Below are 25,054 nucleotides of genomic sequence, written 5' to 3' on the forward strand. Positions count from 1 at the left end.
TGTGAAACCGCTCGCGTCGCTTCGCTCTCTCGACCTGTTCCAGCGTGCGCTGCTGTTTTCCGTGGCCGTGCACGCGGCGGTGCTCACGGTGCGCTTCGTGAACCCCGTGGCGGTGCAGCGCGTGTTCCAGGACACGCCGCTCGAAGTCATCCTCGTCAACGCGCGCTCCGAGGACCGGCCCGACAAGGCGCAGGCCATCGCGCAGACGCAGCTCGCCGGCGGGGGTGAGGCCGAGCGCGGGCGCGCCACGAGCCCGCTGCCGTACTCCGCGCTCACCGCCGTAGGCGACGACGTCGAAGACGCGCAGCGCCAGGCTGACGCCCTGCTCGCACAGCAAACCCAGCTGCTCGCGCAGCTGCGCCGCCAGCTCGCCAACCTGCCGCCGCCCGACCCGCGCCAGAGCAGCGACAACCCCGGCGCTACGGCCCAGGAAGACAAGCGCCGCCAGCTGCTCAAGCTGCTCGCCGAAATCGAAAAGCGCATCAACGAGCAAAACGCCCGCCCGCGCAAGCGCTACATCAGCCCCAGCACGCGCGAAGCCGCCTACGCGATCTACTACGACGCGCTGCGCCGCCGCGTCGAAGACAAGGGCACGGAAAACTTCCCTGAATCCCACGGCCAAAAGCTCTACGGCGAGCTGACCATGATCCTCACCGTGAACCACGACGGGCGCGTGCTCGCCACCGAGGTCGTGCAAAGCTCGGGCAACGCGCTGCTCGATCGGCGCGCCGAAGCCATCGCACGCGCCGCCGGGCCCTTCGGCCCCTTCACCGCCGAAATGCGGCGCCAGGCCGACCAGATCGCCATGGTGGCGCGCTTCAAGTTCACGCGCGAGCAAACCCTCGAAACCAACCTGCGTTCCGCGCCATGACCCCTGCCGCGACCCAAACCCCAGCGCCCCCGGCCGCCGCACCCGACCTCTATGCCGTCATGGGCCACCCCGTGGCGCACAGCCGCTCGCCCGCGATCCACCGGCGTTTTGCCGAACTCACGGGCCAGCACATTGCCTATGACGCCTGCCTGCTGCCGCTCGACGGCTTTGCGCAGGGCGTGCGCGACTTCATCGCACGCGGCGGGCGCGGCTGCAACGTCACCGTGCCCTTCAAGCACGAGGCTGCGCAGATCGCCACGCAGCGCAGCGCGCGCGTGGCGCTGGCCGGCGCCGCGAACACACTCATGTTCATGGCAGGCGGCGGCATTTACGCCGACAACACCGACGGCCTGGGCCTGGTGGCCGACATCACGCGCAACGCCGGCGTGGCGCTGGCCGGGCGCGACGTGCTGCTCGTGGGCGCGGGCGGCGCGGCCGCAGGCGTGCTCGGGCCGCTGCTCCAAGCCGGCGTGCGCCGCCTCACCGTGGCCAACCGCACGCTGACCAAGGCGCAAGCCCTGGTGCAGGCGCATGCCGACCTCGCAAAACTCCTGAAGGTGGAGCTGCTTGCGCAGACTCCACAAGCGCTGGAGTCCGATTTCGATGTGATCATCAACGCCACCGCGAGCAGCCTCGCCGGCGCCGCGGTGCCAGTGCCCGCGCGCGTGCTGCGCCCCGGCAGCCTGGCCTACGACATGATGTACGGCCCCGCCGCGCACGGCTTTTTGCATTGGGCGCAGCAGCACGGCGCGCGCCCGCGCGACGGCCTGGGCATGCTCGTGGAGCAGGCGGCTGAATCGTTTGCGCTCTGGCGCGGCGTGCGCCCACCCGCGGCGCAGGTGCTGGCCGAGTTGCAGGCGCAGCTGCAGGCCGAGGCACGAGCCGCATCGCGCACCGCGTCCCCGGCCGAGGCACAAGCCCAGGCCCCGGCGCAAGCGCCCGGCGCCGGGGCCAAAGCCTGATCCCCCGCGATGAAACCGCTGCTGCGCTGGCTCACTCTGGTGCTGCTCGCCGCTGTGGCGCTGGAGCTGTTTTTCGTGCTGCGCATCGCGCTCATGGCCGTGGTCGATCCGCAGTCCACGAGCTTTCAGCGCTCCGAAATCTGGGCGCAGCTGCACAGCCGCGGCAGCGTGCGCTGGCAGCAGCAATGGGTGCCTTATGCGCAAATTTCCGACCATCTCAAGCGCGCCGTGATCGCGTCCGAGGACGACGGCTTCGTGGCACACGAAGGGGTCGATTGGAACGCCATCGAAAAAGCCTGGGAGCGCAACGCCCGCGCCGAAGCGCAGGCGCAGGCGCGCGCGGGCAAGGCCGCCAAAGCGGCGCCTGCAGCCCGCCCCGCGCGGCCGCCCAAAATCCGCGGCGGCTCGACCATCACGCAGCAGCTCGCGAAAAACCTGCTGCTCTCGGGCGAGCGCACGCTGCTGCGCAAGGGGCAGGAATTCATCCTCACCATGGCGCTGGAGCTGTTCCTGAGCAAGCAGCGCATCCTCGAGATCTACCTCAACAACGTCGAATGGGGCGAGGGCGTGTTCGGCGCCGAAGCCGCGGCGCAGCACTACTACCGCAAGAGCGCCGCGCGCCTGGCCCCCGCCGAGGCCGCACGCCTGGCCGTGATGCTGCCAGCGCCCAAGCGCTTCGAGAAAACCCCCGGCTCGGCCTACCTCGCAGGCCGCACGCGCACCATCCTCGCGCGCATGGGCAGTGCAGAATTGCCATGAGTACGCCTCTGTTTTATGAATGAAAATGGCCTCTATCACTTATCCATACTGCATAAGCAGCTATCACACGAGTAGCGCATGCGCATCCTCGGCATAGACCCCGGCCTGCAGACCACGGGCTTTGGCGTGATCGAGGCGCAAGGCCAGGCGCTGCGCTACGTGGCCAGCGGCACCATACGCACCACGGCGCTCGCGCTGGGCGACCTGCCGGGGCGGCTCAAGCTGCTGTTCGACGGCATCGCCGAAGTCGCGCAGCGCTACCAGCCCGAGGCCGCGGCGGTGGAAATCATCTTCGTCAACGTGAACCCGCAATCCACGCTGCTGCTGGGCCAGGCGCGCGGCGCCTGCATCACCGCGCTCGTCGCGCGCGACTTGCCCGTGGCCGAATACACCGCGCTGCAGATGAAAAAAGCCGTGGTCGGCCACGGCCGCGCCGCCAAGAGCCAGGTGCAGGAGATGGTGCGCCGCCTGCTGCAACTGCCCGGCCTGCCCGGCCCCGACGCCGCCGACGCGCTGGGCCTCGCGATCACGCACGCGCACGCCGGCGCCGCCATGGCGCGCCTGGGCAGCGCCGCCCCCCTGCAACGCCGCCAGCACGCGATGTTCAAGGGCGGGCGCAGTTATTGACTCCTGCCTGCGGCGGTTTGGCCAGCGGCGCGTTTGCATGCGCAAAAAATCGGCGCATCGCGCACAATCACCGCATGACTGCACTGCACTGCCCCCCGCTTTCCATGCTCGACCTGGTGCCCGTGCGCGCTGATGCCACTGTGGCCGACGCCCTGCGCGTTGCGTTGCAGACGGCGCGGCATACGGAGCGCCTGGGTTTTTTGCGTTACTGGGTTGCCGAGCACCACAACATCGACGGCATCGCCAGTTCGGCCACGGCCGTGCTCGTGGGCTACATCGCGGGCGGCACCGAGCGCATTCGCGTGGGCTCGGGCGGCATCATGCTGCCCAACCACGCGCCGCTGGTCGTGGCCGAGGCTTTCGGCACGCTGGCCGAGCTCTACCCCGGCCGCATAGACCTGGGCCTGGGCCGCGCGCCCGGCACCGACCCGGCCACCATGCGCGCACTGCGCCGCGACCGCGTCGAAACCGTGGAAGACTTCCCGCGCGACGTGGCCGAGCTGCAGCGCCTGCTCGCGCCGCCCACACCGGGCCAGCGCATCGTCGCCACGCCGGGCGCGGGCACCCAGGTGCCTATCTGGCTGCTCGGCTCCAGCCTGTTTTCGGCGCAGCTCGCGGCCGAGCGCGGCCTGCCCTACGCGTTCGCCTCGCACTTCGCGCCGCGCCTGCTGCACCAGGCCATAGCCTTGTACCGGCAGCAGTTCCGCCCCTCGGACGTGCTCGCCAAGCCCTACGTGATGATAGGCGTGCCGCTGATCGCCGCGCCCACCGACGCCGAGGCCGAGTACCTTGCGAGCAGCATGTACCAGCGCGTACTCGGCATCCTGCGCGGCGAGCGCCTGCGCCTGCAGCCGCCGCAGGAAAACTTCACGGCCCGTCTGCACCCGCAGGAGCGCGCGGCGATCCAGGATTTCCTCGCCGCGGCCGTGATCGGCAGCCCCGACACCGTACGCCGCGGCTTCGCGCAGCTCGTGCAAAGCACGCAGGCCGACGAGTTCATCCTCACCTGCGACATCTACGACCCGGCGCTGCGCCTGCGCTCGCTCGACATCGCGGCGCAGGTGCGCGACGAGATGAACGGCGCGGCCACAGCCTCACAAGGCGCCGCCTGAGCGCGGCAGGTGGGGCGCTGCGTGCGGGCGCCAGCGCCGCCTGAGCGCCCGCTGAGCATCGGCTGATCGCGCACCGCGCCGCCTGGTCGGCCCGCGCTCAGCGCGCCAGATAACCGCCGTCTATGGGGTAGTAAGCCCCGGTGACGAACGAGGCGCGCTCGCTCGCGAGCCAGGTCACGAGCTCGGCCACCTCTTCGGGGCGCCCCAAGCGCCCTATGGGATGCGCCGCGACGAGCATGGCGTTCGTGGCCGGGTCCTCCTCGAAGCGGCCGATCATGGGCGTGTGGATGAAGCCCGGCCCGACGGCGTTCACGCGCACGCCCTGTGCGCCGTATTCGAGCGCCGCCGTCTGCGTGAGCCCCACCACGCCGTGCTTGGCCGCGGTGTAGGCCGCAGAGCCCGCAAAGCCCACCGCGCCCAGGATAGAGGCCATGTTGATGATGGAGCCACCGCCGCTTTGCAGCATCGCGGGTATCTGGTACTTCATGCCGTAGAACACGCCCGAGAGGTTGATGCCCAGCACGCGCACCCAGTCGTCCAGCGGGTAGTCGGCCAGCGGCATGCTGACGCCGCTCACGCCGGCGTTGTTGCAGGCCACGTCGAGGCGGTCGAAATACGTCATGGTCTGCTCGACCAGCGAACGGCAGTCCGCGGGTTTATAGACGTCGGCCGCGATGTACAGCGCTTCGCGGCCGCAGGCGCGCACCAGCGCAGCCGTTTCTTCGCCCCCCGCGGCGTTCAGGTCCGACACCACCACATGCGCGCCTTCGCGCGCCCAGGCGAGCGCGATGGCCCGTCCAATGCCAGAGGACGCGCCCGTCACCAAAGCCACTTTGTCTCTCAACATGCTGTGCTCCTTGCTGTTACTGCACCCACAGCCCCACGCCGCAGGTCCGCAGCCATTGTGCCGGCAGGATGTGACGCTCGCGTTCATGGCGCGCAAGCCTATGGTTGCGCGCCGCGTCCAAGCGGGCGGTTCATCCGCGCATCAATGCACGCCGCGCAGCGCCCGTCGGTACTGCATGGCCTCGGCGACATGCGTGAGCTGCGTGCTGCGCGCGCCGGCCAGGTCGGCGATGGTGCGCGCGAGCTTGAGCACGCGGTGTGTGCTGCGCGCCGACCAGCCCAGGCGCGCGGCAGCCTGCTGCAAAAAGGGCGCCGCCGCCGCGTCCAGCAGCAGGTATGCGTCGAGCTCCTGCCCCTGCAGCGCCTGGTTGGTCTTGCCCTGGCGCGCGAGCATGCGTGCGCGCGCCTGCTCCACGCGCGTGCGCAGGCTCGCGCTGCTCTCGCCGGGCGGTGTCTGCAGCAGCTGTTCGGGCGGCAGCGCGGGCACTTCGACATGCAGGTCTATGCGGTCCAGCAGCGGGCCGCTGAGCTTGCCCTGGTAGCGCGCCACCTGGTCGGGCGTGCAGCGGCACACGCGCTGCATAGCGCCCAGGTAGCCGCAGGGGCAGGGGTTCATGGCCGCGACGAGCTGGAACTGCGCCGGGTACTCGGCCCGCATGGCGGCGCGTGCGATCGTGATCTGCCCGGTCTCGAGCGGCTCGCGCAGCGCCTCGAGCGCGGCGCGCGGAAACTCCGGCAGCTCGTCGAGAAACAGCACCCCATGGTGCGCAAGCGAGATTTCGCCGGGCCGCGGCGGCGTGCCGCCACCCACGAGCGCCACGGCGCTCGCCGTGTGGTGTGGCTGGCGCGTGGGGCGCAGGCCCCATTGCGCGGGGCTGAAGTGGCCCGCGAGGCTCGCGATGGCCGCGCTTTGCAGCGCTTCGTCCAGCGTCATGGCCGGCAGCAGCCCGGCAAAGCGCCGCGCGAGCATGGACTTGCCCGAGCCCGGCGGCCCCACCAGCAAGGCGCTGTGGCCACCGGCAGCGGCGATCTCCAGTGCACGCTTGGCCGCGGCCTGGCCCTTCACGTCGGCCATGTCGACGCTGTCGCTGCCCTGCGCCATGGGCGTGGGCTGCAGGCGGCACCAGCCGTCCTCGTCCGCTTCGTCCGTGCCGTCGGCCAGTGCGCCGGCGTCCGTGGGCATGAAGGCACGCACCACGTCGAGCAAGTGGCGCGCGCGCACCACCTGGGCGCCGGGCACGAGCGCGGCCTCTTCGGCGCTGCCGGGCGGCAGCACCAGCGTGGCTTCGACCTTCTGCGTCTGCAGCGCCAGGCTGGTGGCGAGCGCGCCGCGCACCGGACGCAAGGCGCCCGAGAGGGACAGCTCACCCGCAAACTCGTGCCCCGCAAGGCGCGCGCCGTCGATCTGCCCGCTGGCCGCGAGGATGCCCAGCGCGATCGGCAAATCGAAGCGCCCTGAATCCTTGGGCAGGTCGGCCGGCGCGAGGTTGACCGTGATGCGCTTGTTGTGCGGAAACTCCAGCCCGGCGTTGAGCAGCGCGGAGCGCACGCGCTCGCGCGCTTCCTTGACCTCGACGTCGGCGAGTCCGACCAGCGTGAAGCTAGGCAGACCATTGGCCAGATGCACCTCCACGGTGACGGATGGCGCCTGCAGCCCCAAAAGGGCGCGGCTTTGCACCAAAGCAAGACTCATGAACGAAGTGCTCCCTCAAAGGGTGCGCTGCGGGGACTTTGCGGCGCTGTTTTTCAGAGCGCGGCGGCAGGCACGCGCAAGACATGCTGGAAATGTAACGGTTCGCGCGTTTGCGCAAGGGTTGGCGCCGGCGGGCCACGCATGGCACGTTCCATGCTTTGAGGCTTGCGTCGCAACTTTTCAACGCATCGGAGGAAGAATGATCCCCAAGTCCGTCAAATCGCTGGGCCTCGCACTGGCTGCCGCCCTGCCCCTGCTCGCCCACGCCCAGCTCACCGGGAACGTCAGCCTGACGAGCAATTACAAGTTCCGCGGGCAGGACCAGGACATCAGCAAGATGAAAGCCTTCAAGCCGGCCATACAGGGCGGCTTCGACTACAGCTTTGCCGACACCGGGTTTTACCTGGGCAACTGGAACTCCAGCGTGGACTGGCTGCCGAACAACTCGATCGAAAGCGACCTGTATGGCGGCTACAAATTCAAGGCCGGCGAATTCGACCTGGACGTGGGCATGATTGCCTACCTTTATGCGAGCAACAGCGCGGGCAACACCGTCGAGCTCTACGGCGCGGCCACCTATGGCCCCTTCACGGCCAAATATTCGCACACCGTCTCCGAGGACTATTTCAACTACGCTGGCGCCAAGAACTCCGACCGCTCGGGCCGCAACACGGGCTACCTGAACCTGGCCTTTGCGCAAGAGGTGATGCCCAAGGTCACGCTCAAGGCGTCCGTCGGCTACACCCATTTTGCGGGCGACATCCGCGACCTGGGCGTGCCGCACTACGTCGATTACAGCGTCGGTGGCAGCTACGACTTCGGTAGCGGCCTGAGCCTGGGGGCGGCCGTGGCCGGGGCCAACAAGAAGGACTTTTACGGCGACGTCAACAAGGCGCGCCTGATCGTCACTCTGACCAAAACCATGTAATCCATCCAGGGTGTCGGTAGGCACCCGCTTTTCGAGGAGTCGCAAATGAAAATGGTGACAGCCATCATCAAGCCCTTCAAGCTCGACGAGGTGCGCGAAGCCCTCTCCGAGATCGGGGTGCAGGGCATCACGGTGACCGAGGTCAAGGGTTTCGGGCGCCAGAAAGGCCATACCGAGCTCTACCGCGGGGCCGAATACGTGGTCGATTTCTTGCCCAAGGTCAAGATCGAGGCCGCCGTCGCGGACGAGCTCGTCGAGCGCGTCATCGAGTCGATCGAAGCCGCTGCGCGCACCGGCAAGATCGGCGACGGCAAAATTTTCGTGAGCCACCTCGAGCAGGTGGTGCGCATTCGTACCGGCGAAACCGGCAAAGAGGCCCTGTGAGCGGCGCATCGCATCAGAGAGAGGAAAAGCCATGAAAAAACTACTCGCTTCCCTGGCGCTGGGCCTGAGCCTGTGGGCCGGCATGACGGCCGCCGGCGCGCAAACCCCGGAACCCGCCGCCAGTGCACCGGCGGCGGCTGCAGCCGCGGAACCTGCTGCCACGCCCGCGCCCACCGCCGCACCTGCAGAGGCCGCCGCACCCGCCGCCGCAGCACCCGCCGCACCTGCTCCCACGCCCAACAAGGGCGATACGAGCTGGATGATGGTTTCGACCCTGCTGGTCATCCTGATGGTGTTGCCCGGCCTGGCGCTGTTCTACGGCGGCCTGGTGCGCAGCAAGAACATGCTGTCGGTGCTCATGCAGGTCATGGTCACCTTCTCGCTGATCACGGTGCTGTGGTTCATCTATGGCTACAGCATCGCGTTCACCGAGGGTGGCGCGTTCTTCGGCGGCTTTGATCGGCTCTTCATGAAGGGCATCTGGGACAACGCCGCCGGCACCTTTGCCAATGCCGCCACCTTCAGCAAGGGCGTGGTGATTCCCGAGATCGTCTTCGCTGCGTTCCAGGCCACGTTTGCCGGCATCACCTGCTGCCTGATCGTGGGGGCGTTTGCCGAGCGCATCAAGTTCAGCGCGGTCCTGCTGTTCATGGTGCTGTGGTTCACCTTCAGCTACCTGCCCATCGCGCACATGGTGTGGTTCTGGATGGGCCCCGACGCCTATGCCACCAAAGAAGTTGCGGACGCCATGACGGCCAAGGCCGGCCAGATCTGGCAGTGGGGCGCGCTCGACTTTGCCGGCGGCACCGTGGTGCACATCAACGCCGCCGTGGCGGGCCTGGTGGGCGCGTTCATGGTCGGCAAGCGCATCGGCTTCGGCAAGGAATCCATGGCCCCGCACAGCCTCACGCTGACCATGGTGGGCGCCTCGTTGCTGTGGGTGGGCTGGTTCGGCTTCAACGCCGGCTCCGCGCTCGAAGCCAATGGCTTCGCCGCTCTGGCGTTCATCAACACCCTTGTGGCCACAGCCGCTGCGGTGCTGGCCTGGTCTGTCGGTGAGGCGCTGATGCGCGGCAAGGCTTCGATGCTGGGTGCGGCCTCGGGCGCCGTCGCCGGACTCGTGGCCATCACCCCGGCTGCGGGCAACGTGGGCATAGGCGGCGCGCTGGTGGTGGGCCTGGTCGGCGGCTTTGCCTGCCTGTGGGGCGTGAACGGCCTCAAGCGCCTGCTGGGGGCGGACGATTCGCTCGACGTATTCGGCGTGCATGGCGTGGGCGGCATCGTGGGCGCGCTGCTCACGGGCGTGTTCAATGCACCCGGCCTGGGCGGCCCCGGCTACGTGGCCGACTGGGTGACAGCCAGCGTTGTGACGGCGGCGGATTACTCGATTGCCGCACAAGTGTGGACGCAAGCCAAGGCCGTGCTGCTGACCATCGTGTGGTCTGGCGTGGTGTCCTTCATCGCCTACAAGATCGTGGACCTGACCATAGGCCTGCGCGTGTCGGAAGAAGAAGAGCGCGAAGGTCTGGACATTTCGTACCACGGCGAAACGGCCTACAACCGGTGAGGGGGATGGGGCTGCCGTCGCAGACCGGGCTGCAGCCCCTTTTTACCCAGTGGCGTTTGGTGAGCCCATGAAAAAAGCCCCCGCGGGGGCTTTTTTCATGGGTGCGCTAGCGTGCGCTATCAGTAGCTGTCGCCGCCGTAGCCGCCGCCACTGCGGCCGCCGCCACCGCCACTGCGCGGGCCCGAGCCGTAAGGGCTGCGGAAGCCGCCTTCGCTACGCCCGCCGCCGCTGCGGCCATAGCCACCACCGCCGCCACCACCACCGTAGCCGCCGCCACCACCACCGCCGTAGCCGCCACCGCCGGAACGCGGCGGGCGCGGCTCCATGGGACGGGCCTCATTGACCACCAGGCTGCGCCCGGCCATGGGCTGGCCGTGCATGCCTTCGATGGCGGCCTGCGCCTCGGCATCGCTGCCCATTTCGACGAAGCCAAAGCCCTTGGAGCGACCAGTGTCGCGCTCCATCATGACCTTGGCGCTGGTGACGGTGCCGAACTGACCGAAGGATTGCTCCAGATCGCTGTCGCGCACGGAATACGGCAGATTGCCGACATAAAGTTTGTTGCCCATCGAAGGACTCCTCAAAAATACCTGAAAAAACGCGATAGAGCCCCGAAACGCAAGCCGCCTATTCCGACGAAATACCTGTGCGCCAACTCACGGATCATCGCAAACACAAATGCAAGAAAACCTCGCGGCGTCATTATGACTGACAAGTCGGACGAAAACGCAAGAAAAATCATCGCTGCAGGCCGCGAAATCGTGGTTTTGGTGCTGCACGCAGCGCCAAACCCCTTTTTTATGCCCGCCGCGCCCGGGCCCGCGCGCCGGTGCGCGCAAGGCATGGTGCCGCAGGGCTTTTGGTATATTTGCCGCCAGCGCTGATTTGCCCCAGCTTGCGAGCGCTCTACAAATGCTGCTAAAGACTCGTCCGACCTTCCCGACCCGGCCCTGTTTTTAGCGCAGCCGGGTTTTTTATGCCGTTCATCGCCACGCCCCAGACCATGCATTTCCCGGAGGCGCTGCCCTTGCAAAGCGGCGCGTCCATCCGCGACTACCACCTCGCCTACGAGACCTACGGCACGCTTGATGCCGCGCGCTCCAACGCCGTGCTGGTGTGCCACGCGCTCAACGCCTCGCACCACGTCGCGGGCGTGTACGAGGGGCAGCCGCACAGCGAAGGCTGGTGGGACAACATGGTCGGGCCGGGCAAGCCCGTCGATACGAACCGCTTTTTCGTGATCGGCGTGAACAACCTGGGCTCGTGCTTCGGCTCCACCGGCCCCATGCACCGCAACCCCGACACGGGCCGCATCTACGGCGCGGACTTTCCCGTGGTCACCGTGGAGGACTGGGTGAACGCGCAGGCGCGGCTGCTCGATCGTTTGGGCATTGAACGGCTCGCGGCCGTGCTCGGCGGCAGTCTGGGCGGCATGCAGGCGCTGTCGTGGTCGCTGCAATACCCCGAGCGCGTGCGTCACGCCGTGGTGGTGGCGAGCGCGCCCAATCTCACCGCAGAAAACATCGCTTTCAACGAGGTCGCGCGCCGCGCCATCGTCACCGACCCGGACTTTCACGGAGGCCACTTTTACCAATACGGCGTGGTGCCCAAGCGCGGCCTGCGCATCGCGCGCATGATCGGCCACATCACCTACCTCTCGGACGACGTGATGAACGCCAAGTTCGGGCGCCAGCTGCGCGACCGGCTCGAGCCCAAATACAGCACGCAGGACATAGAGTTTCAAATCGAGAGCTACCTGCGCCACCAGGCCGACAAGTTCAGCGAATACTTCGACGCCAACACCTATTTGCTGATCACGCGCGCGCTCGACTACTTCGACCCGGCGCGCCGCCACGGCGGCAACCTGAGCCTGGCGCTCGCGCCCGCGACGGCCAGGTTTTTGCTCGTGAGCTTCAAGACCGACTGGCGCTTTGCCCCTGCGCGCAGCCGCGAGATCGTCAAGGCTCTGCTCGACAACAAGCGCAGCCTGAGCTATGCCGAGATCGACGCGCCCCACGGACATGATGCCTTTTTGCTCGATGACGCCCGCTACATGAGCGTGATGCGCTCTTATTTCGAGAGTATCGCGAAGGAGCTCGCATGAGCGCGCAAGCCACCATGGAAGCGATCGCCCGCCTGGTGCCACAGGGCGCGCGCGTGCTCGACCTGGGCTGCGGCGGCGGCGCGTTGCTGTCGTACCTGCAGCGTGAGCGCGGCTGCAGCGGCTACGGCGTAGAGATCGCCGACGCCAACGTGCTCGCCTGCGTGCAGCGCGGCGTCGATGTGATCCAGCTCAACCTCGACGAAGGGCTGTCGATGTTCGGCGACCGCTCTTTCGACGTGGTGCTGCAGATCGACACCTTGCAGCACCTGCGCAACGCCGAGGTCATGCTGCGCGAAACCGCGCGCGTGGGGCGCACGGGCATCGTCGCCTTCCCCAACTTTGCGCACTGGCCCAACCGCCTGTCGGTGCTGCGCGGGCGCATGCCCGTGACGCGCCACCTGCCCTACCAGTGGTACGACACGCCCAACATTCGCGTGGGCACCTACGCCGACTTCGAGGTGCTCGCGCGCAAGAACCGCCTGCGCATCATCGACGCCTTCGGCCTGCAGGACGGGCGCATCGTGCGCTTTCTGCCCAATGCGCGTGCGGGCACGGCGGTGTTCCACTTCGAGGGTGCGTAGCCGACGGGCGCCAGCGCGCTGCGGCGCGGCATGCCCAAAGTCTGACAGGCGCCTACCGCGCGCGGCAGATTTTCAGCATGTTGGTGCCGCCCGGCGCGCCCATGGGCTCGCCGCAGGTGATGGCGTAGATGTCGCCGCTTTGCACGATGCCGCGCGCCTTCAGGTGCGCCTCGGCCTGCGCGAGCGCGGTGTCGCGGTCGGCGCTGGTGTCGGCGAGCAGCAGCGGACGCACGTTGCGGTACATGGCCAGGCGCCGCTGCGTGGCCACCTTGGAGGTCAGCGCGTAGATCGGGATGTGGATGCGGTGGCGGCTCATCCATAGCGCCGTGGCGCCGCTGTCGGTCAGCGCCACGATGGCCTTGGCGCCCAGGTGGTGCGCGGTAAAGAGCGCGCCCATGGCGATCGACTGGTCTATGCGTGTGAAGCGGTGGCCGCTGAAGTCGGCGTCCTGCAGCGGGTCTTCCGAGGCTTCGGCGGCGGCGCAGATGGTCGCCATTTCCTGCACGGTTTCGAGCGGGTACTTGCCCGCCGCCGTCTCGGCGCTGAGCATCACGGCGTCGGTGCCGTCGAGCACGGCGTTGGCCACGTCGCTGACCTCGGCGCGCGTGGGCACGGGGTTGTGGATCATGCTCTCCATCATCTGCGTCGCGGTGATCGCCACTTTGTCAAAGGCGCGCGCCATGCGGATCATCTTCTTTTGCAGCGCGGGCACGGCGGCATTGCCCACCTCCACTGCCAGGTCGCCGCGCGCCACCATGATGCCGTCGCTCGCGCGCAAGATTTCTTCGAGGTGCGGAATCGCCTCGGCGCGCTCGATCTTTGCGATCAGGCTCGGCTTGTGGCGGAACTCGGCCCCGGCCACGTTGCACAGCTGGCGCGCCATCTCCATGTCGGTGGCGGTCTTGGGAAAGCTCACCGCCACGTAATCGGCCTGAAAGCCCATCGCGGTGCGTATGTCTTCCATGTCCTTGGCGGTCAGCGCGGGCGCGGTGAGGCCGCCGCCCTGCTTGTTGATGCCCTTGTTGTTCGAGAGCTCGCCGCCCACTTTCACCGTGGTTTCGACCGCGTCGCCGTGCACGCCATCGACCTGCAGCACGATCAGCCCGTCGTTGAGCAGCAGCATGTCGCCGGGCTTCACGTCGTGCGGCAGCTCTTTGTAGTCCAGGCCCACGCCATGCTCGTCACCCGGCTCGGTGCGCGCGGCGTCGAGCACGAAGCGCGCGCCCGGCTGCAGCTGCACGCGACCATTGGCAAACTTGCCCACGCGGATCTTGGGGCCCTGCAGGTCGGCCATGATGGCCACCTCCATGCCCGCGCGCTGGGCCGCGGCGCGCACCATGGCCGCGCGCTCGATGTGGTCCTGCGCCTGTCCGTGGCTGAAATTGAGCCGCACCACGTTGACGCCGGCGCGGATCATGGCTTCGAGCAATTGCGGCGTGTTCGACGCGGGGCCGAGGGTGGCAACGATCTTGGTGGCGCGCAGTGCGGGCATGGCAGGGACAGTGCGAAGTGGCGATGCGGGCATTGTTCCACACGCGCCGGCGGCCCGCGCAGGCGGCAGGCAAGGTGCGTCAGGCAACGCACACGCGATGCCGTGCGCCAGATGCCGCACATCAGGCGGTGCGCAGCAAACCGTGCGTGTCAGGCGCCTTGCATCAGCGCCTCGATCTCCTCCGGCGCCACGGGCACCTCGCGCGTGAGCAGCTCGCAGCCCTGCGCAGTCACCAGGGCGTCGTCCTCGATGCGGATGCCGATGTGGTGGAAGGCCTCGGGCACGCCGGGCGCGGGGCGCACGTACAGGCCCGGCTCTATGGTCAGCACCATGCCGGGGCGCAGGATGCGGCTCGGGCGTTCGGTGATGGTCTCGCCCGACAGCGGGTCCTGGCGCACGCTGGTCTGGCCGACTTCGCCGGGCTCCACGTAGCTGCCGCAGTCGTGCACGTCCATGCCCAGCCAGTGGCTGGTGCGGTGCATGTAAAACGCAAAGTAGGCGCGGCTCGCGATCACGTCCTGCGCCGTGCCCACCTTGTTTTTGTCGAGCAGGCCGAGGTCGAGCAGCCCTTGCGCGAGCACGGCCACGGTGGCCTCGTGCGGCGCGTCGAAGCGCGCGCCAGGGCGTGTGGCGGCCACGGCGGCTTCCTGACTCGCCAGCACCAGGTCATACAGCGCGCGCTGCGGGCCGGTGAATTTGCCATCGGCCGGAAAGGTGCGCGTGATGTCGCTCGCGTAGCCGTCCAGCTCGCAACCCGCGTCAATCAGCACCAGCTCGCCCGCGCGCAGCGGTGCGTCGCTCGCGCGATAGTGCAGCACGCAGGCATTCGCGCCGGCGGCGACGATGGCGTCGTAGGCCGGGTACTGCGCGCCCTGCTGACGGAATTCATGCAGCAGCTCGGCCTCGAGGTGGTACTCGCGCGCGTCCTCGCCCGCACGCAGCATGCGCGCCGCGCGCTGCATCGCGCGCACATGGCCGCGCGCGCTGATCTGCGCCGCGCGGCGCATGGTGGCCTGCTCGTGCGCGTCTTTGACGAGGCGCATTTCATCGAGCAGCGTGCACAGGTCGTTCTGCGCCGCCGGGCACAGCGCGCCGTAGCGTGCACGCGCGCGCACCGCAGCGAGCCAGCCTTCCACGCGCGCCGCCAGGCCCGCGTGCGTGGCAAACGGGTACCAGACGCAAGCACGGTTTTCGAGCAGGCGCGGCAGGCGCACGTCCAGCTCGGCAAACGAATACGCCGCATCCACGCCCAGCGCCGCCGGCGCGGCCTGCGGGCCCAGGCGGTAGCCGTCCCAGATTTCGCGCTCCTGGTCCTTGGGCTGGCAAAACAGCGTGCTGTGTCCGTCGCCCGTGAGCACCAGGCAGGCATTGGGCTCGCCAAAGCCTGTCAGGTAATAAAAATAGCTGTCGTGGCGGTACAGGTACTGGTTGTCGCGGTTGCGCGGGCGCTCGGGCGCCGTGGGAATGATGGCAATGCCGCCCGCGCCCAGCTGGGCAGCCAGACGGGCGCGGCGGTCGGCGTAAAGCGAAGAAGGGGCCATGGTAAAAGTGCAAAGTTGAACCCAGATTGTTCATCAGGACGCGGGATGATGGCGAGGCGGCTGGCGCGGCAGTTTGGTCGCGGGTGAGGAGTCCATGGCCGGTGCCATGGACGCCGAAGCAGCGGCCAAAATGACCGTCAGCCGTCCGCCAGCGCCCGCGTAGGCCCGAAGGGCCGCCTAATGGACAATCTGGGTTGAATCGATAAAGGTCGATTGCCGACCATGATCGCGAAAGCGTCGAGTATCGAAGCATTTGCCAGGCGCAGTGGGCCAGGGTTATCGGGCGAACGTCTTTGCCTCTAATTGATACTCGATGTAGTATCATTTTGCACATGGGCAAAGCACAAAAGCTGATCGAGCAAATGGCGCGCAACCCGCGCGACTGGAGCATCGACCAAGTGCTTACCGTCGCGCGCTATGCCGACTTGACGGTCAGCTGCCCCGGAGGCAGTCACCACATCTTGCGCAACGCGGCGGGCAAGAAGATCAGCGTGCCGGCGCACCGGCCCATCAAGCCTGTCTATGTCAAAGCGCTGCTGCGCCTGATCCGCGAAGGCAAAGGAGATGACGAATGATCGACCCCCAAAAATACCCCATCGAACTGCGTCCGCTCGCGCAGGAAGACGGCGGCGGCTGGCTTGCCACTTTTCCTGATCTGCCCGGCTGCATGGGCGACGGCGACACGCCCGCAGCCGCGATTACCGACGGCTATGCCGCTGCGCAAGCGTGGCTCGAAGTGGCAGCCCAGCACGGCGACCCCATCCCGCAACCTGGCGCGGGCGGCGAGTCGGGCAAATTCGTGGCCCGGGTGCCCAAGAGCCTGCACACGCGCCTTGCCGCACGCGCCGAGCAGGAAGGCGTGAGCATGAACACCCTGGTGGTGTCGCTGCTGGCAGAAGGCGTCGCCGCGCGTTGAGCCTTAGCCTGTGGCCTAAAAATAATGGCAAAAAGTGCCTCTAGCGCTTATCTGACATGCACAAGCAGCTATTGTTTCATGAATCCTTGCGCGCCAGCGCCTGCATGGCGGTGGTGATGCGCACGGTCTCCACGCTCACCGTGGCGACGCGCGCGAGCAGGTCGATCACGCGCTCTTTGTGGTCGGCAAAGCGGTAATGGTCGAAGCGCGCGCGGATGGTCGGGTCTTTGGGCTTTTTTTCCTTGTGCTGGTCCAGCACCCAGTCGATCGCGCAGCGGTTGCCGAGCCGGTAGGCCCAGGCCTCGGGCGGCACGCCGCGCAGCGTGGTTTCGCTGTCGAGCACGATGCAGCCAGCCGCCGGGTCGGACTTGAGCAGCACCTTGGGCGCCAGCCCGGCCGCGCGCGCGGCCGTGTCGGGCGTGTCGTGGCGCGTCAGGGCGTAGGGCGCCACCGTCTCATAGCCGATATGCAGCGCCATGAGCTCGCGCCCCCATTCGGCCCAGCGCCAGAAGTCGGCATGAAAGGGGATGCGCGGGAACTCGCGCTTGAGGTTTTGTGCGTATTTTTCGCGGTACACCGGGTCGTGCAGCACGGCGTAGCAGTAGTGAAAGATTGCTTCTTTATCGATAGCTGGTTGCGCTTTTCCCTTGCCGGCTTCGGCCGCATAGTGCTTGCGAAATTGCTGGAGCGCCCAGTCGGTGATGTTGTCGGAGCGGTTGCCTTGCGCGTCGAAGCGATATAGCGCGAGCGTCTGGGTTTTCTCTAGCAGGTCTAAGGTTGGAAGTATGCCAACCGCCAGGGCTTGGAACGGCTTAGATGCTGGCGTACCGCTAATCATGATTGCCGCGTTCTTGGTGCCCACAGGGAAAATCTGCGGTTGGAGGTATTGCATTTCGTTCAGTTGCTTACTGAAGTACAGATGCCTCTTGGAAAAAGGCCGATACAGGCTTTCGCGGATGCAGTCAGGCGAAAATTCCAATTGTCGGTTTTGGTCAAACGCCGCTTTCAGGGAGCGCGTCCACTTGATCGTCGTGTCGGTGTTGGTGCTGTCCGCGCAGTCCACATGTGTGTTGTAGGTGTCGATCAGAAACCGCACCTTGGTTGCGAGCGTGTCTGGATCGAAGTCGTAAACCCAGTCGTCGCGGTTGGTCACCACACCCAGCGAAAACAGCTTGAAAATCGCCCGCTCCTTCGCCGCAGTCTTGGCCGCCTTGGTTTCCTTGCTGGCCAGCGGGATCAGGGTGTCGAAGTCGTTGTGCGTCAGGTTCAGCCAGTGGCCGGCCTGGTCGGGCTGCACTTCGTCGAACTGCAGGCGGCGCATGGGGTGCGTGGCCAGGAAGCTGAGCTTTTCTTCGGCGGTTTCCATCTCGGGGCGGCGGACGTAGAACACGCGCGCGGGGCGCTTGTCCTTGGTGCTGCTGGCGCGCTTGACCATGAAGCTGATGGCCACGCCGGTCTGGATGCCGAACACATTGTGCCGCGTGCCGCTGAGCCTGGGGTTGGCGCGCACGTCGCCGCCCAGGTCCACCACCCAAACCTCCGCAAACTCCTGCACCACGATCTTGCGAAAGCCGTCGAAGGTGCGCGCGTCCAGAAAGCTGCGGTTGCTCACGAAGCTGAGCACGCCGTTGTCGGCCAGGCGGTCGCTGGCCCAGCGGAAAAAGCGCGCGTACATGTCGTAGAGCTTGGTCTTTTGTGCGGTGCTGGCGGCGATGTAAGTCTGCTTGATGCGCGCGTCGATCTGCGGGTAGGTGCGGTTTTTGTTGTTGTCGTTCTCGTTTTGCTGGTTCGCGTTGTAGGGCGGGTTGCCGATGACGACGCTGATGCGCCGCGCGTTCTGGCGCCGGATGCGGGCGACGTTTTCTTCGCTCACGCTGCCGAACAGCTCGGCCGTGGTGCCGCGCGCGGCGGTGTGCAGGCCCACGTTGTCCAGCGTGTCCACGAAGCACAGGTTGGGAAATTCGGCGTATTCGCCGGTGATGGCGGCATACGTCGCCTCGATGTTCAGGTTGGCCACGTAGTAGGGCAGGATGGCGACTTCGTTGGCGTGCAGCTCTTCGCGGTATTTGTGCGCGAGCTTCTTGGGCTGGCCGCGAAAGTGTTCGAGCAGCTCGCAGATGTAGGTGCCGGTGCCGGTGGCGGGGTCGAGGATGTCCACCTCGCGGTCGATGAGGTTTTTGCCGAAGTGCTGCTCGCACAGCCAGTCGGCGCCGTCGATCATGAAGCGCACGATTTCATTGGGCGTATAGACCACGCCCAGGCGGTCGGCGGCCTTGGTGTTGTAAACCTTGTAGAAGTTTTCGTAGATGACCTTGAGGAAGGCCTGCTTTTCGCCGTGGCTGCCGATCTGCGCGGCGGCGGCGCGGATGGCGGCGTAGTAGGGCTCCAGCCCCTTGAGGGTTTGCCTTTTGAGCGCGCCGGTGAAGAACACGCCTTCGAGCGCGTACAGCTCGCGTGCGACGTTGTTGTGGCGGTGAAAGTCGCTGTCGTCGAACACCTTGGCGAAGATTTCTTCGGTCAGGATGTGCTGGATGAGCATTTCGCGCACGTCCGCCGGGCCGAGCGCGGGGTTGATGGCCTCCTGCGCGTGCGCCAGAAAGCGCGCGGCGGCGGCGGCAAACGCGGGGTTGGTGGCTTCCTGTGTCTCGATCATGCTGCGCAGCGCGGCGAGCACGGCGGGCAGGTCGGCCTTGAACTGCTCGACGGCGGCGCGAAAGTCGGCGATCTCGGGCCGCTCGTAGCCAAAAAAGAGCTTGAGCAGTTTTTCCAGCGCGGCGGTGTCTTCGACGGCGCAGCGCAGCACCTCCTGCCGGTGCTGCCACAGCACGACGGTGGCGTCGTCGCTGAAGACGATGTTGTCCTGCGGATAGCCCTTTTTGAACTTCTTGGCGATTTCGGCGTCGAGGTCGTCCTGCGCGTCCTTGGCTTCCCAGTAGCCCAGCGGCATGCGCAGCTCGTGCAGCAGCGCGCCATCGACGCTGATGTGCGCCTTGGTGGCTGTCTTGAGCGGGTATTCGGCCAGAAACACCAGCCCGAGCTGGCGGCCCCAGTTCTTGAGCAGGTCTTTGAACGCCTCGCGCACGATGGTTTCGCGCTGGCTGCCGCTGACTTTCTTGATGAGGTCGAGCTGCGCAAGGTAGTCGTGGATGAGGAGCTGGCTCATGGGGCGGGGCGGGGCGGGTTGGCGGGGGCGTGGCGTGGCGTGGCGTGGCGTGGCGTGGCGTGGTGTGGCGTGGTGTGTGTGTGTGGGGGGGGCTGGCAAGGTGCGGTTGGAGGCGCTCAGGCTGCCACCAGCCGCACCCCATAGCTCGCGCCGCCTGCGGCCCAGGCGAGTAGGCGGTCTATGTTGGGGTGCTTGCCGGGGTGGGCCTGGGCGTCGGCCAGGTGCTCGCCGTACCACTGCAAGCCCTCGGCCGCCGCAGCGGGCGTGATGGCGCCGCCGTGTTTTTGCGCCAGCGCGTGGTACACGGCCAGCGAGCCGGCCTGGCCGGGTTTGTTTTCTATCGTGGCCACAACCTGGCCTTGCGCGTCCAGCAGCTGCAGGGCGGCGAGGTGGGCGATGGAGGGGAGCTGCTGGAGGCGGGTGGCGAAGTTCATGGTGGGGTGGTTTGCTTTGCGGCAGCACAATGTAATCGGTGGCCGGAGAGCATATCGGGACGCAAGAAGGCCCCGGAGATTCTTCTGCATTCCCACGCAGCGGAAATGCACTGGTTTGCCGGCGGACGGCCCTATCGACAGGTGGAAAAATCAAACGATCAGCAAGGAGAGGTACATGGCGAGAAGAAAGAACAGTGGTTTGGCCGAGGCTTTGTTCGACTTGACGGCAGCCTTGCCATGGTGGGTGGGCGTGGTGTTGGCCGTCATCGCCTACGCGGTGTTGCACCGGTATGCGGTGATGGAGGTTCCAACCACGCTTTCGGCAGGGCAGAAGGGCGGAGACATGCTGTCCGCAGTGGTGATCAAAGGGCTGGCCTCGGGCGGGCAATATCTGGTTCCCCTCATCCTGTTGGCGGCTGCAGCTGCCTCTGCCCTTGGCCGGCGCAAGCGACAGGGGTTGATTGCCAAGGCGGGGAACGATGCCACGGGTGCGGCGCTGCGCACCATGAGCTGGCGCGACTTCGAGCTTCTCGTGGGCGAGGCTTTCCGCCTGCGCGGCTACGCCGTGACCGAGCTGGGCGGAAATGGTGCCGACGGCGGTGTGGACCTGAAATTGACCAGGGGCGGCGAAACTTTCCTCGTCCAATGCAAGCGCTGGAAGGCATACCAGGTGTCCGTCGAGGTCGTGCGTGAGTTGTATGGCGTGATGGCGGCGCAGGGGGCAGCCGGTGGCTTTGTGGTCACTTCCGGCACTTTCACAGAACCGGCGCGCAATTTTGCGCAAGGGCGGAACATCGAGCTCATCGACGGCCCTGCGCTGCAGAAGATGATCGATGCCGTGCGGCCCGCAGTCGCAAACAAGGAAAAAACGGCAAGCGCACCGGCTGTGGCTATGGCTGTGGCTGCTGCGCCAGCGGCAGCGGCAGCGCCGGTTTGCCCGCTGTGTGGCAGTCCCATGGTGCGGCGCTTGGCCCAACGGGGCGCCAATGCAGGCAAACCGTTTTGGGGTTGCAGCCGTTATGCGCAGACCAAGTGCGGAGGGGCTCGGGCTATCGAGGAGTGAATTTTTTGGGCTGGCCTATGGGGCCGCTGTTTTGGTGCCGCTGTCGGCCAGCTCATTCAACGCCGCGAGCCGCTCGGGCGTGCCCACGTCGGTCCAGCGGCCGGTGTAGAGCGCGGCGCTCACGCGGTGCTGGTCCATGGCGCGGCGCAGCAGGGGGGCCAGGGGCGCGGCCACGCCGGCGGGGTTGCCGGGCGGGATGTCGCACCAGGGCGGCGTGAAAAGCTCGGCGCGCAGCAGCGCGATGGTGCTGTAGGTGTAGCGCGGCGCGGGGTCTTGCGGCGGCAGGTTGAGCGCGAGGCCCGCAGGCGAGAGGCCGAAGTCGCCGCGCGGATGGTGCGCAGGGTTGGGCACCAGCCACAGGTGCGCCAGGTGGCCGCTCGCGGCAAAGCGCTGCACCTCGGCGGCGGCAAAGGCGAAGTCGGGCGCGAACACGTCGCCCGCTGCGAGCCAGAACACCGGCCCCAAAAGCGGCAGCGCGCGCGCGATGGCACCCGCAGTCTCGAGCGCGGCGCCGAAGTCGCGGCCCTCGTGCGAGTATGAAATCGATAGCTGCTTGTGCTCGCCAGCATTGCCTTGGATGGCAAAATGATCTGAAAAATGTGCACTGACCTGTTCCTCCAGCCAGGCGGTGTTGATGACGGCCTGGGTGACGCCTGCCGCGGCGAGCGCGCGCAGGTGCCATTCGAGCAGCGGGCGCCCCTGCACGCGCAGCAGGGGCTTGGGCGTGTGGTCGGTCAGAGGGCGCATGCGCTCACCGCGGCCAGCGGCGAGCAGCATGGCGGGGACTTGGCCTGTGGTCGCGGAAATGGGCTTGGACTTGTCGGGCATGGGGCGCACTGTAGGGCACGGCGAGGGCACGACGGCGCAGCGCAGGGTGGCAGAGCGCGGATGCTGCGAACGCGAGGCGAAGCGCGGCAGCTTGACAAGTGGCCAGGGGACTGTTTTTAATATTGGTTATTAACTTGCAGGAGAAACAGCGATGCCTACCAGTGTGGCGCTCAGCCCCCATTTCGAAGCCTTTGTCCGGCAGCAGGTCGAATCAGGCCGCTTCAACAACGTCAGCGAGGTGGTGCGTGCCGGGCTGCGCCTGCTCGAGGAACGCGAGGCCGAACAGGTCGCCAAGCTGCAGGCCTTGCGCGAGGCCGTCGCGGTGGGGTTGACGAGCGGGCCTTGTCTTTCGGAAGAGGAGGTGTTTGATCGCCTCGAAGCGAAGTATCTCGCGATGGCTGAGAAAGCAGTCTGATGCGGCTGGAATTTTTGCCCCGGGCCATTGAACCCAGATTGTCCATTAGGCGGTGCTGCGCACCTACGCGGGCGCTGGCGGACGGCTGACGGTCATTTTGGCCGCTGCTTCGGCGTCCATGGCACCTGCCATGGACTTCTCACCAGCGACCAAACTGCCGCGCCAGCCGCCTCGCCATCATCCCACGTCCTAATGGACAATCTGGGTTGAAGACTTGGAGGCCATCGGTGATTACATCGCCAGGGACAACCCCCGCCGAGCGGCCAGCTTCGTACGCGAGTTGCGCGCGCAGTGCCGCAAGCTGACCCAGTCGCCTCAAGCCTATAAACCGCGGCCGGAACTCGGCAAGGGCATGCGTTCCTGCGCTCATGGCAACTATCTCGTGGTTTTCTACGAGGAAGCGGGCCTGGTGCGTATCGTGCTCGGCGCGATGGACATCGAGGCCCAGTTCGCAACAAAGATTTCTGGCGCGGGCAGCAAGGGCTAGCCACTGCGGCTCGCCTGCCGCAGGAAGCCGCACAGGGGCCACCAAGGCGCGCCGGTAAAATCGGCCGCTTTCCTCGACTTTTGCCTCCTTTGGAGCCCTTCTTCCCATGGCCAACTCCCCAGAACAACAACGCATGGCGAACGCGATCCGCGCCTTGGCCATGGATGCCGTCCAGCAAGCCAACTCGGGCCACCCGGGCGCACCCATGGGCATGGCCGAAATGGCCGTGGCCTTGTGGGGCGAGCACCTGCGCCACAACCCGGCCAATCCGCGCTGGTTCGACCGCGACCGCTTCGTGCTCAGCAACGGCCACGCCTCCATGCTGCTGTATGCGCTGCTGCACCTCACGGGCTACGATCTGCCGCTGGAGGAAATCAAAAAATTCCGCCAGCTGCACAGCAAGACGCCGGGCCACCCCGAGGTGGACGTGACGCCGGGCGTGGAGACCACCACGGGCCCGCTGGGCCAGGGCATCGCCAACGCCGTGGGCATGGCGCTGGCCGAAAAGCTGCTCGCGGCCGAGTTCAACCGTCCGGGACACAGCGTGGTCGATCACCACACCTACGTCTTCCTCGGCGACGGCTGCATGATGGAAGGCATCAGCCACGAGGCCGTGGCGCTGGCCGGCGCCTGGAAGCTGGGCAAGCTGATCGCGCTCTACGACGACAACGGCATCAGCATAGACGGTGAGGTCACGCCCTGGTTCATCGACGACACGGCGCAGCGCTTTGCCGCCTGCGGCTGGAACGTAGTAGGCCCCGTCGATGGGCACGACGCGCCGCAGGTGGCCGCGGCCATTGCGCAGGCGCGCGCGCAGTCGCTGCAGCCTACGCTCATCATTTGCAAGACGCACATCGGCAAGGGCTCGCCCAACCGCGCCAACACTGCCAAGGCGCACGGTGAGCCACTCGGCGCCGACGAAATCGCACGCACGCGCGCCGCGCTCGGCTGGGACTACCCGCCTTTCACGATCCCGGCGGACGTTTATGCCCACTGGGACGCGAAGCAGCGCGGCCAGGCCGCCGAGGCCCAGTGGGCCCAGCACTTTGCCGCCTACCGCGCCGCCTACCCCGAGCTTGCGGCCGAGTTCACGCGCCGCATGCAAGGCGAGCTGCCGGCGCACTTTGCCGAGCTGGTGCAGGGCACCGTTGCCGCGCTGCACGCCAAGGCCGAAACCGTGGCCACGCGCAAGGCCAGCCAGATCGTGCTCGAGGCCTTCACTGCTGCGCTGCCCGAGTTGCTCGGCGGCAGCGCCGACCTCACGGGCTCGAACCTCACCAACACCAGCCACACGCCCAACCTGCGCTTCGACGCGCATGGCAAGGTGGTGCAGACCACGCTGCCAGGTGGCCGCAGCGTGGGCGGGCGCCACATCAACTACGGCGTGCGCGAGTTCGGCATGGCCGCGATCATGAACGGCATCGCGCTGCACGGCGGCTTCATCCCCTACGGCGGCACCTTCCTGACTTTCAGCGACTACAGCCGCAACGCCGTGCGCATGGCCGCGCTGATGCACCAGCGCGTGATCCACGTGTTCACGCACGACTCCATCGGTCTGGGTGAGGACGGCCCCACGCACCAGCCCGTCGAGCACGCGGCCAGCCTGCGCCTGATCCCGCGCCTGGAAGTCTGGCGCCCCGCCGACACGGCCGAGACCGCCGTGGCCTGGGGCGCGGCGCTGGCCCAGGATGACCGGCCCACGGCGCTGCTGCTGTCGCGCCAAAACCTTGCCTACGCGCCCAAGCGCAATCTGGAAGACATCCGCCGCGGCGCCTACGTGCTCAGCGAGCCGGCGGACGCGGGGCTCGATACGGCAGCCCAGGCCGTGCTGATCGCGACCGGCTCTGAAGTGCAGCTCGCGCTTGCTGCGCAGCAGCTGCTTGCATCCAAAAAAATAGCTGTGCGCGTGGTGTCCATGCCCAGCACCACCGTTTTTGACCGTGAACCGGTGGACTACAAACTGTCCGTGCTGCCCGCCGGCATCCCGCGCGTCGCCGTGGAGATGGGCGTGACCGACGGCTGGTGGAAATACGGCTGCGCCGCCGTGCTCGGGCTCGACCGTTTTGGCGAATCTGCCCCTGCGCCGGCGCTGCTGCAGCACTTTGGCTTCACCGCGGAGAACCTCGCCGCCATCGTGCAGACCGTGCTCGCGGGCACTGACGAAGCCCACGGCAAAGGCCATGACAAAGGCCACGGCAAACACAAGGCCAAAGACAAAAACAAGAGCAAAAACAAGCGCAAGTAAGCGCACGCGCATCCATTTTCACAAGCAACCTGGAGA

The 25,054-nt window shown here is 67.0% G+C and carries 23 protein-coding genes and 1 pseudogene; 16 read left to right on the forward strand and 8 right to left on the reverse strand.

The window, feature by feature from the left end; all coding sequences use genetic code 11:
- Position 1: 1 nt before the first annotated feature.
- The 5 genes and pseudogenes from FK527_RS04625 to FK527_RS04645 all read left to right on the forward strand — a co-directional run bounded on the left by FK527_RS04625 (position 2) and on the right by FK527_RS04645 (position 4,331).
- Positions 2-871 carry a TonB family protein gene (locus tag FK527_RS04625; protein ID WP_246072672.1) on the forward strand — a complete coding sequence of 290 codons (870 nt, stop codon included), beginning with the start codon at positions 2-4 and terminating at the stop codon, positions 869-871.
- A pseudogene (gene aroE, locus FK527_RS04630) lies at positions 868-1,749 on the forward strand (shikimate dehydrogenase); the annotation flags it as partial. The gene FK527_RS04625 and the pseudogene aroE, both read left to right, overlap by 4 nt.
- Before the next feature lie 93 nt (positions 1,750-1,842).
- Entirely contained in the window at positions 1,843-2,592 is a 750-nt protein-coding gene (locus FK527_RS04635) for a transglycosylase domain-containing protein (protein WP_144730430.1), read from the forward strand.
- Positions 2,593-2,670: 78 nt separating this feature from the next.
- The gene (ruvC, locus tag FK527_RS04640; protein ID WP_144730433.1) at positions 2,671-3,219 is read left to right on the forward strand and encodes a crossover junction endodeoxyribonuclease RuvC; all 549 of its coding nucleotides are present in this window, start codon (positions 2,671-2,673) and stop codon (positions 3,217-3,219) included.
- Positions 3,220-3,293: 74 nt separating this feature from the next.
- The gene (locus FK527_RS04645) at positions 3,294-4,331 is read left to right on the forward strand and encodes an LLM class flavin-dependent oxidoreductase (protein ID WP_144730436.1); all 1,038 of its coding nucleotides are present in this window, start codon (positions 3,294-3,296) and stop codon (positions 4,329-4,331) included.
- Between the two features lie 97 nt (positions 4,332-4,428).
- On the opposite strand, the gene FK527_RS04650 is transcribed toward FK527_RS04645, so the two are convergent.
- Both FK527_RS04650 and FK527_RS04655 read right to left on the reverse strand, forming a co-directional pair.
- Positions 4,429-5,178, reverse strand: a complete 750-nt coding sequence (locus FK527_RS04650) for an SDR family NAD(P)-dependent oxidoreductase (protein ID WP_144730439.1) — start codon at positions 5,176-5,178, stop codon at positions 4,429-4,431.
- 141 nt (positions 5,179-5,319) lie between these two features.
- Positions 5,320-6,870, reverse strand: a complete 1,551-nt coding sequence (locus tag FK527_RS04655; protein WP_144730442.1) for a YifB family Mg chelatase-like AAA ATPase — start codon at positions 6,868-6,870, stop codon at positions 5,320-5,322.
- A gap of 199 nt (positions 6,871-7,069) precedes the next feature.
- Here FK527_RS04655 and FK527_RS04660 point away from each other — a divergent pair, with 199 nt between their 5' ends.
- Genes FK527_RS04660 through amt form a run of 3 tightly spaced genes read left to right on the forward strand, consistent with a single transcriptional unit; the run spans position 7,070 to position 9,749 of the window.
- Positions 7,070-7,798, forward strand: coding sequence for a TorF family putative porin (locus tag FK527_RS04660; protein ID WP_144730445.1), 729 nt, complete (start codon positions 7,070-7,072; stop codon positions 7,796-7,798).
- Positions 7,799-7,843: 45 nt separating this feature from the next.
- A complete protein-coding gene (glnK, locus tag FK527_RS04665) occupies positions 7,844-8,182 on the forward strand; it encodes a P-II family nitrogen regulator (protein ID WP_144730448.1) in 339 nt (112 codons plus the stop codon).
- A gap of 31 nt (positions 8,183-8,213) precedes the next feature.
- On the forward strand, positions 8,214-9,749 hold the full coding sequence (amt, locus tag FK527_RS04670; RefSeq protein ID WP_144730451.1) for an ammonium transporter: 1,536 nt from the start codon (positions 8,214-8,216) through the stop codon (positions 9,747-9,749).
- A gap of 119 nt (positions 9,750-9,868) precedes the next feature.
- Here the strand turns inward: amt and FK527_RS04675 are convergent, their stop codons facing one another.
- Positions 9,869-10,318 carry an RNA recognition motif domain-containing protein gene (locus FK527_RS04675; protein WP_144730456.1) on the reverse strand — a complete coding sequence of 150 codons (450 nt, stop codon included), beginning with the start codon at positions 10,316-10,318 and terminating at the stop codon, positions 9,869-9,871.
- Positions 10,319-10,725: 407 nt separating this feature from the next.
- Between FK527_RS04675 and metX the strand changes: the two genes are divergently transcribed.
- Positions 10,726-11,853: a homoserine O-succinyltransferase MetX gene (metX, locus tag FK527_RS04680; RefSeq protein WP_144730459.1), complete on the forward strand. Its 1,128-nt coding sequence runs from the start codon at positions 10,726-10,728 to the stop codon at positions 11,851-11,853.
- Entirely contained in the window at positions 11,850-12,434 is a 585-nt protein-coding gene (gene metW / locus FK527_RS04685; protein WP_144730462.1) for a methionine biosynthesis protein MetW, read from the forward strand. Before metX ends, metW begins: the two co-directional genes overlap by 4 nt.
- A 52-nt stretch (positions 12,435-12,486) precedes the next feature.
- Here the strand turns inward: metW and pyk are convergent, their stop codons facing one another.
- Both pyk and FK527_RS04695 read right to left on the reverse strand, forming a co-directional pair.
- Positions 12,487-13,926: a pyruvate kinase gene (gene pyk, locus FK527_RS04690; RefSeq protein WP_144730465.1), complete on the reverse strand. Its 1,440-nt coding sequence runs from the start codon at positions 13,924-13,926 to the stop codon at positions 12,487-12,489.
- Positions 13,927-14,075: 149 nt separating this feature from the next.
- Positions 14,076-15,467 carry an aminopeptidase P N-terminal domain-containing protein gene (locus FK527_RS04695; RefSeq protein WP_144730468.1) on the reverse strand — a complete coding sequence of 464 codons (1,392 nt, stop codon included), beginning with the start codon at positions 15,465-15,467 and terminating at the stop codon, positions 14,076-14,078.
- A gap of 332 nt (positions 15,468-15,799) precedes the next feature.
- On the opposite strand from FK527_RS04695, the gene FK527_RS04700 reads away from it, so the two are divergent.
- Both FK527_RS04700 and FK527_RS04705 read left to right on the forward strand, forming a co-directional pair.
- The gene (locus tag FK527_RS04700; RefSeq protein ID WP_144730471.1) at positions 15,800-16,042 is read left to right on the forward strand and encodes a type II toxin-antitoxin system HicA family toxin; all 243 of its coding nucleotides are present in this window, start codon (positions 15,800-15,802) and stop codon (positions 16,040-16,042) included.
- Entirely contained in the window at positions 16,039-16,383 is a 345-nt protein-coding gene (locus tag FK527_RS04705) for a type II toxin-antitoxin system HicB family antitoxin (RefSeq protein WP_144730474.1), read from the forward strand. The genes FK527_RS04700 and FK527_RS04705 overlap by 4 nt, the downstream gene beginning before the upstream one ends.
- Before the next feature lie 76 nt (positions 16,384-16,459).
- Here FK527_RS04705 and FK527_RS04710 read toward each other — a convergent pair whose 3' ends face one another.
- Together FK527_RS04710 and FK527_RS04715 are read right to left on the reverse strand one after the other, a co-directional pair.
- Positions 16,460-19,546 (reverse strand): type ISP restriction/modification enzyme, encoded by a 3,087-nt coding sequence (locus FK527_RS04710; protein WP_144730477.1) that lies wholly within the window; start codon positions 19,544-19,546, stop codon positions 16,460-16,462.
- A gap of 116 nt (positions 19,547-19,662) precedes the next feature.
- The gene (locus FK527_RS04715) at positions 19,663-19,980 is read right to left on the reverse strand and encodes a DUF2322 family protein (protein WP_144730480.1); all 318 of its coding nucleotides are present in this window, start codon (positions 19,978-19,980) and stop codon (positions 19,663-19,665) included.
- A 175-nt stretch (positions 19,981-20,155) separates the two neighbouring features.
- Between FK527_RS04715 and FK527_RS04720 the strand changes: the two genes are divergently transcribed.
- The gene (locus FK527_RS04720; protein ID WP_144730720.1) at positions 20,156-21,043 is read left to right on the forward strand and encodes a restriction endonuclease; all 888 of its coding nucleotides are present in this window, start codon (positions 20,156-20,158) and stop codon (positions 21,041-21,043) included.
- Positions 21,044-21,058: 15 nt separating this feature from the next.
- Here the strand turns inward: FK527_RS04720 and FK527_RS04725 are convergent, their stop codons facing one another.
- The gene (locus FK527_RS04725) at positions 21,059-21,871 is read right to left on the reverse strand and encodes a nucleotidyltransferase family protein (RefSeq protein WP_144730483.1); all 813 of its coding nucleotides are present in this window, start codon (positions 21,869-21,871) and stop codon (positions 21,059-21,061) included.
- Positions 21,872-22,022: 151 nt separating this feature from the next.
- Between FK527_RS04725 and FK527_RS04730 the strand changes: the two genes are divergently transcribed.
- The 3 genes from FK527_RS04730 to tkt all read left to right on the forward strand — a co-directional run bounded on the left by FK527_RS04730 (position 22,023) and on the right by tkt (position 25,018).
- On the forward strand, positions 22,023-22,286 hold the full coding sequence (locus tag FK527_RS04730) for a type II toxin-antitoxin system ParD family antitoxin (protein ID WP_144730486.1): 264 nt from the start codon (positions 22,023-22,025) through the stop codon (positions 22,284-22,286).
- Between the two features lie 214 nt (positions 22,287-22,500).
- A complete protein-coding gene (locus FK527_RS04735) occupies positions 22,501-22,773 on the forward strand; it encodes a type II toxin-antitoxin system RelE/ParE family toxin (RefSeq protein ID WP_246072673.1) in 273 nt (90 codons plus the stop codon).
- 106 nt (positions 22,774-22,879) lie between these two features.
- On the forward strand, positions 22,880-25,018 hold the full coding sequence (tkt, locus tag FK527_RS04740; RefSeq protein ID WP_144730492.1) for a transketolase: 2,139 nt from the start codon (positions 22,880-22,882) through the stop codon (positions 25,016-25,018).
- Positions 25,019-25,054: the final 36 nt, after the last annotated feature.

This window comes from Extensimonas perlucida (genome assembly GCF_007655255.1).
Classification (GTDB): Bacteria; Pseudomonadota; Gammaproteobacteria; order Burkholderiales; family Burkholderiaceae_C; genus Extensimonas; species Extensimonas perlucida.

What these genes read in the sequence shown, in the direction of transcription:
- glnK (WP_144730448.1), top strand. Translation starts at nt 7,844, where the DNA reads ATGAAAATGGTGACAGCCATCATCAAGCCCTTCAAGCTCGACGAGGTG.
- FK527_RS04730 (WP_144730486.1), top strand. Translation starts at nt 22,023, where the DNA reads ATGCCTACCAGTGTGGCGCTCAGCCCCCATTTCGAAGCCTTTGTCCGG.
- FK527_RS04635 (WP_144730430.1), top strand. Translation starts at nt 1,843, where the DNA reads ATGAAACCGCTGCTGCGCTGGCTCACTCTGGTGCTGCTCGCCGCTGTG.
- FK527_RS04705 (WP_144730474.1), top strand. Translation starts at nt 16,039, where the DNA reads ATGATCGACCCCCAAAAATACCCCATCGAACTGCGTCCGCTCGCGCAG.
- metX (WP_144730459.1), top strand. Translation starts at nt 10,726, where the DNA reads ATGCCGTTCATCGCCACGCCCCAGACCATGCATTTCCCGGAGGCGCTG.
- tkt (WP_144730492.1), top strand. Translation starts at nt 22,880, where the DNA reads ATGGCCAACTCCCCAGAACAACAACGCATGGCGAACGCGATCCGCGCC.
- FK527_RS04695 (WP_144730468.1), bottom strand. Translation starts at nt 15,467, where the DNA reads ATGGCCCCTTCTTCGCTTTACGCCGACCGCCGCGCCCGTCTGGCTGCC.
- FK527_RS04725 (WP_144730483.1), bottom strand. Translation starts at nt 21,871, where the DNA reads ATGCCCGACAAGTCCAAGCCCATTTCCGCGACCACAGGCCAAGTCCCC.
- FK527_RS04710 (WP_144730477.1), bottom strand. Translation starts at nt 19,546, where the DNA reads ATGAGCCAGCTCCTCATCCACGACTACCTTGCGCAGCTCGACCTCATC.
- metW (WP_144730462.1), top strand. Translation starts at nt 11,850, where the DNA reads ATGAGCGCGCAAGCCACCATGGAAGCGATCGCCCGCCTGGTGCCACAG.
- FK527_RS04655 (WP_144730442.1), bottom strand. Translation starts at nt 6,870, where the DNA reads ATGAGTCTTGCTTTGGTGCAAAGCCGCGCCCTTTTGGGGCTGCAGGCG.
- FK527_RS04675 (WP_144730456.1), bottom strand. Translation starts at nt 10,318, where the DNA reads ATGGGCAACAAACTTTATGTCGGCAATCTGCCGTATTCCGTGCGCGAC.
- FK527_RS04720 (WP_144730720.1), top strand. Translation starts at nt 20,156, where the DNA reads ATGGCGAGAAGAAAGAACAGTGGTTTGGCCGAGGCTTTGTTCGACTTG.
- ruvC (WP_144730433.1), top strand. Translation starts at nt 2,671, where the DNA reads ATGCGCATCCTCGGCATAGACCCCGGCCTGCAGACCACGGGCTTTGGC.
- FK527_RS04660 (WP_144730445.1), top strand. Translation starts at nt 7,070, where the DNA reads ATGATCCCCAAGTCCGTCAAATCGCTGGGCCTCGCACTGGCTGCCGCC.
- FK527_RS04700 (WP_144730471.1), top strand. Translation starts at nt 15,800, where the DNA reads ATGGGCAAAGCACAAAAGCTGATCGAGCAAATGGCGCGCAACCCGCGC.
- FK527_RS04645 (WP_144730436.1), top strand. Translation starts at nt 3,294, where the DNA reads ATGACTGCACTGCACTGCCCCCCGCTTTCCATGCTCGACCTGGTGCCC.
- amt (WP_144730451.1), top strand. Translation starts at nt 8,214, where the DNA reads ATGAAAAAACTACTCGCTTCCCTGGCGCTGGGCCTGAGCCTGTGGGCC.
- FK527_RS04650 (WP_144730439.1), bottom strand. Translation starts at nt 5,178, where the DNA reads ATGTTGAGAGACAAAGTGGCTTTGGTGACGGGCGCGTCCTCTGGCATT.
- pyk (WP_144730465.1), bottom strand. Translation starts at nt 13,926, where the DNA reads ATGCCCGCACTGCGCGCCACCAAGATCGTTGCCACCCTCGGCCCCGCG.
- FK527_RS04715 (WP_144730480.1), bottom strand. Translation starts at nt 19,980, where the DNA reads ATGAACTTCGCCACCCGCCTCCAGCAGCTCCCCTCCATCGCCCACCTC.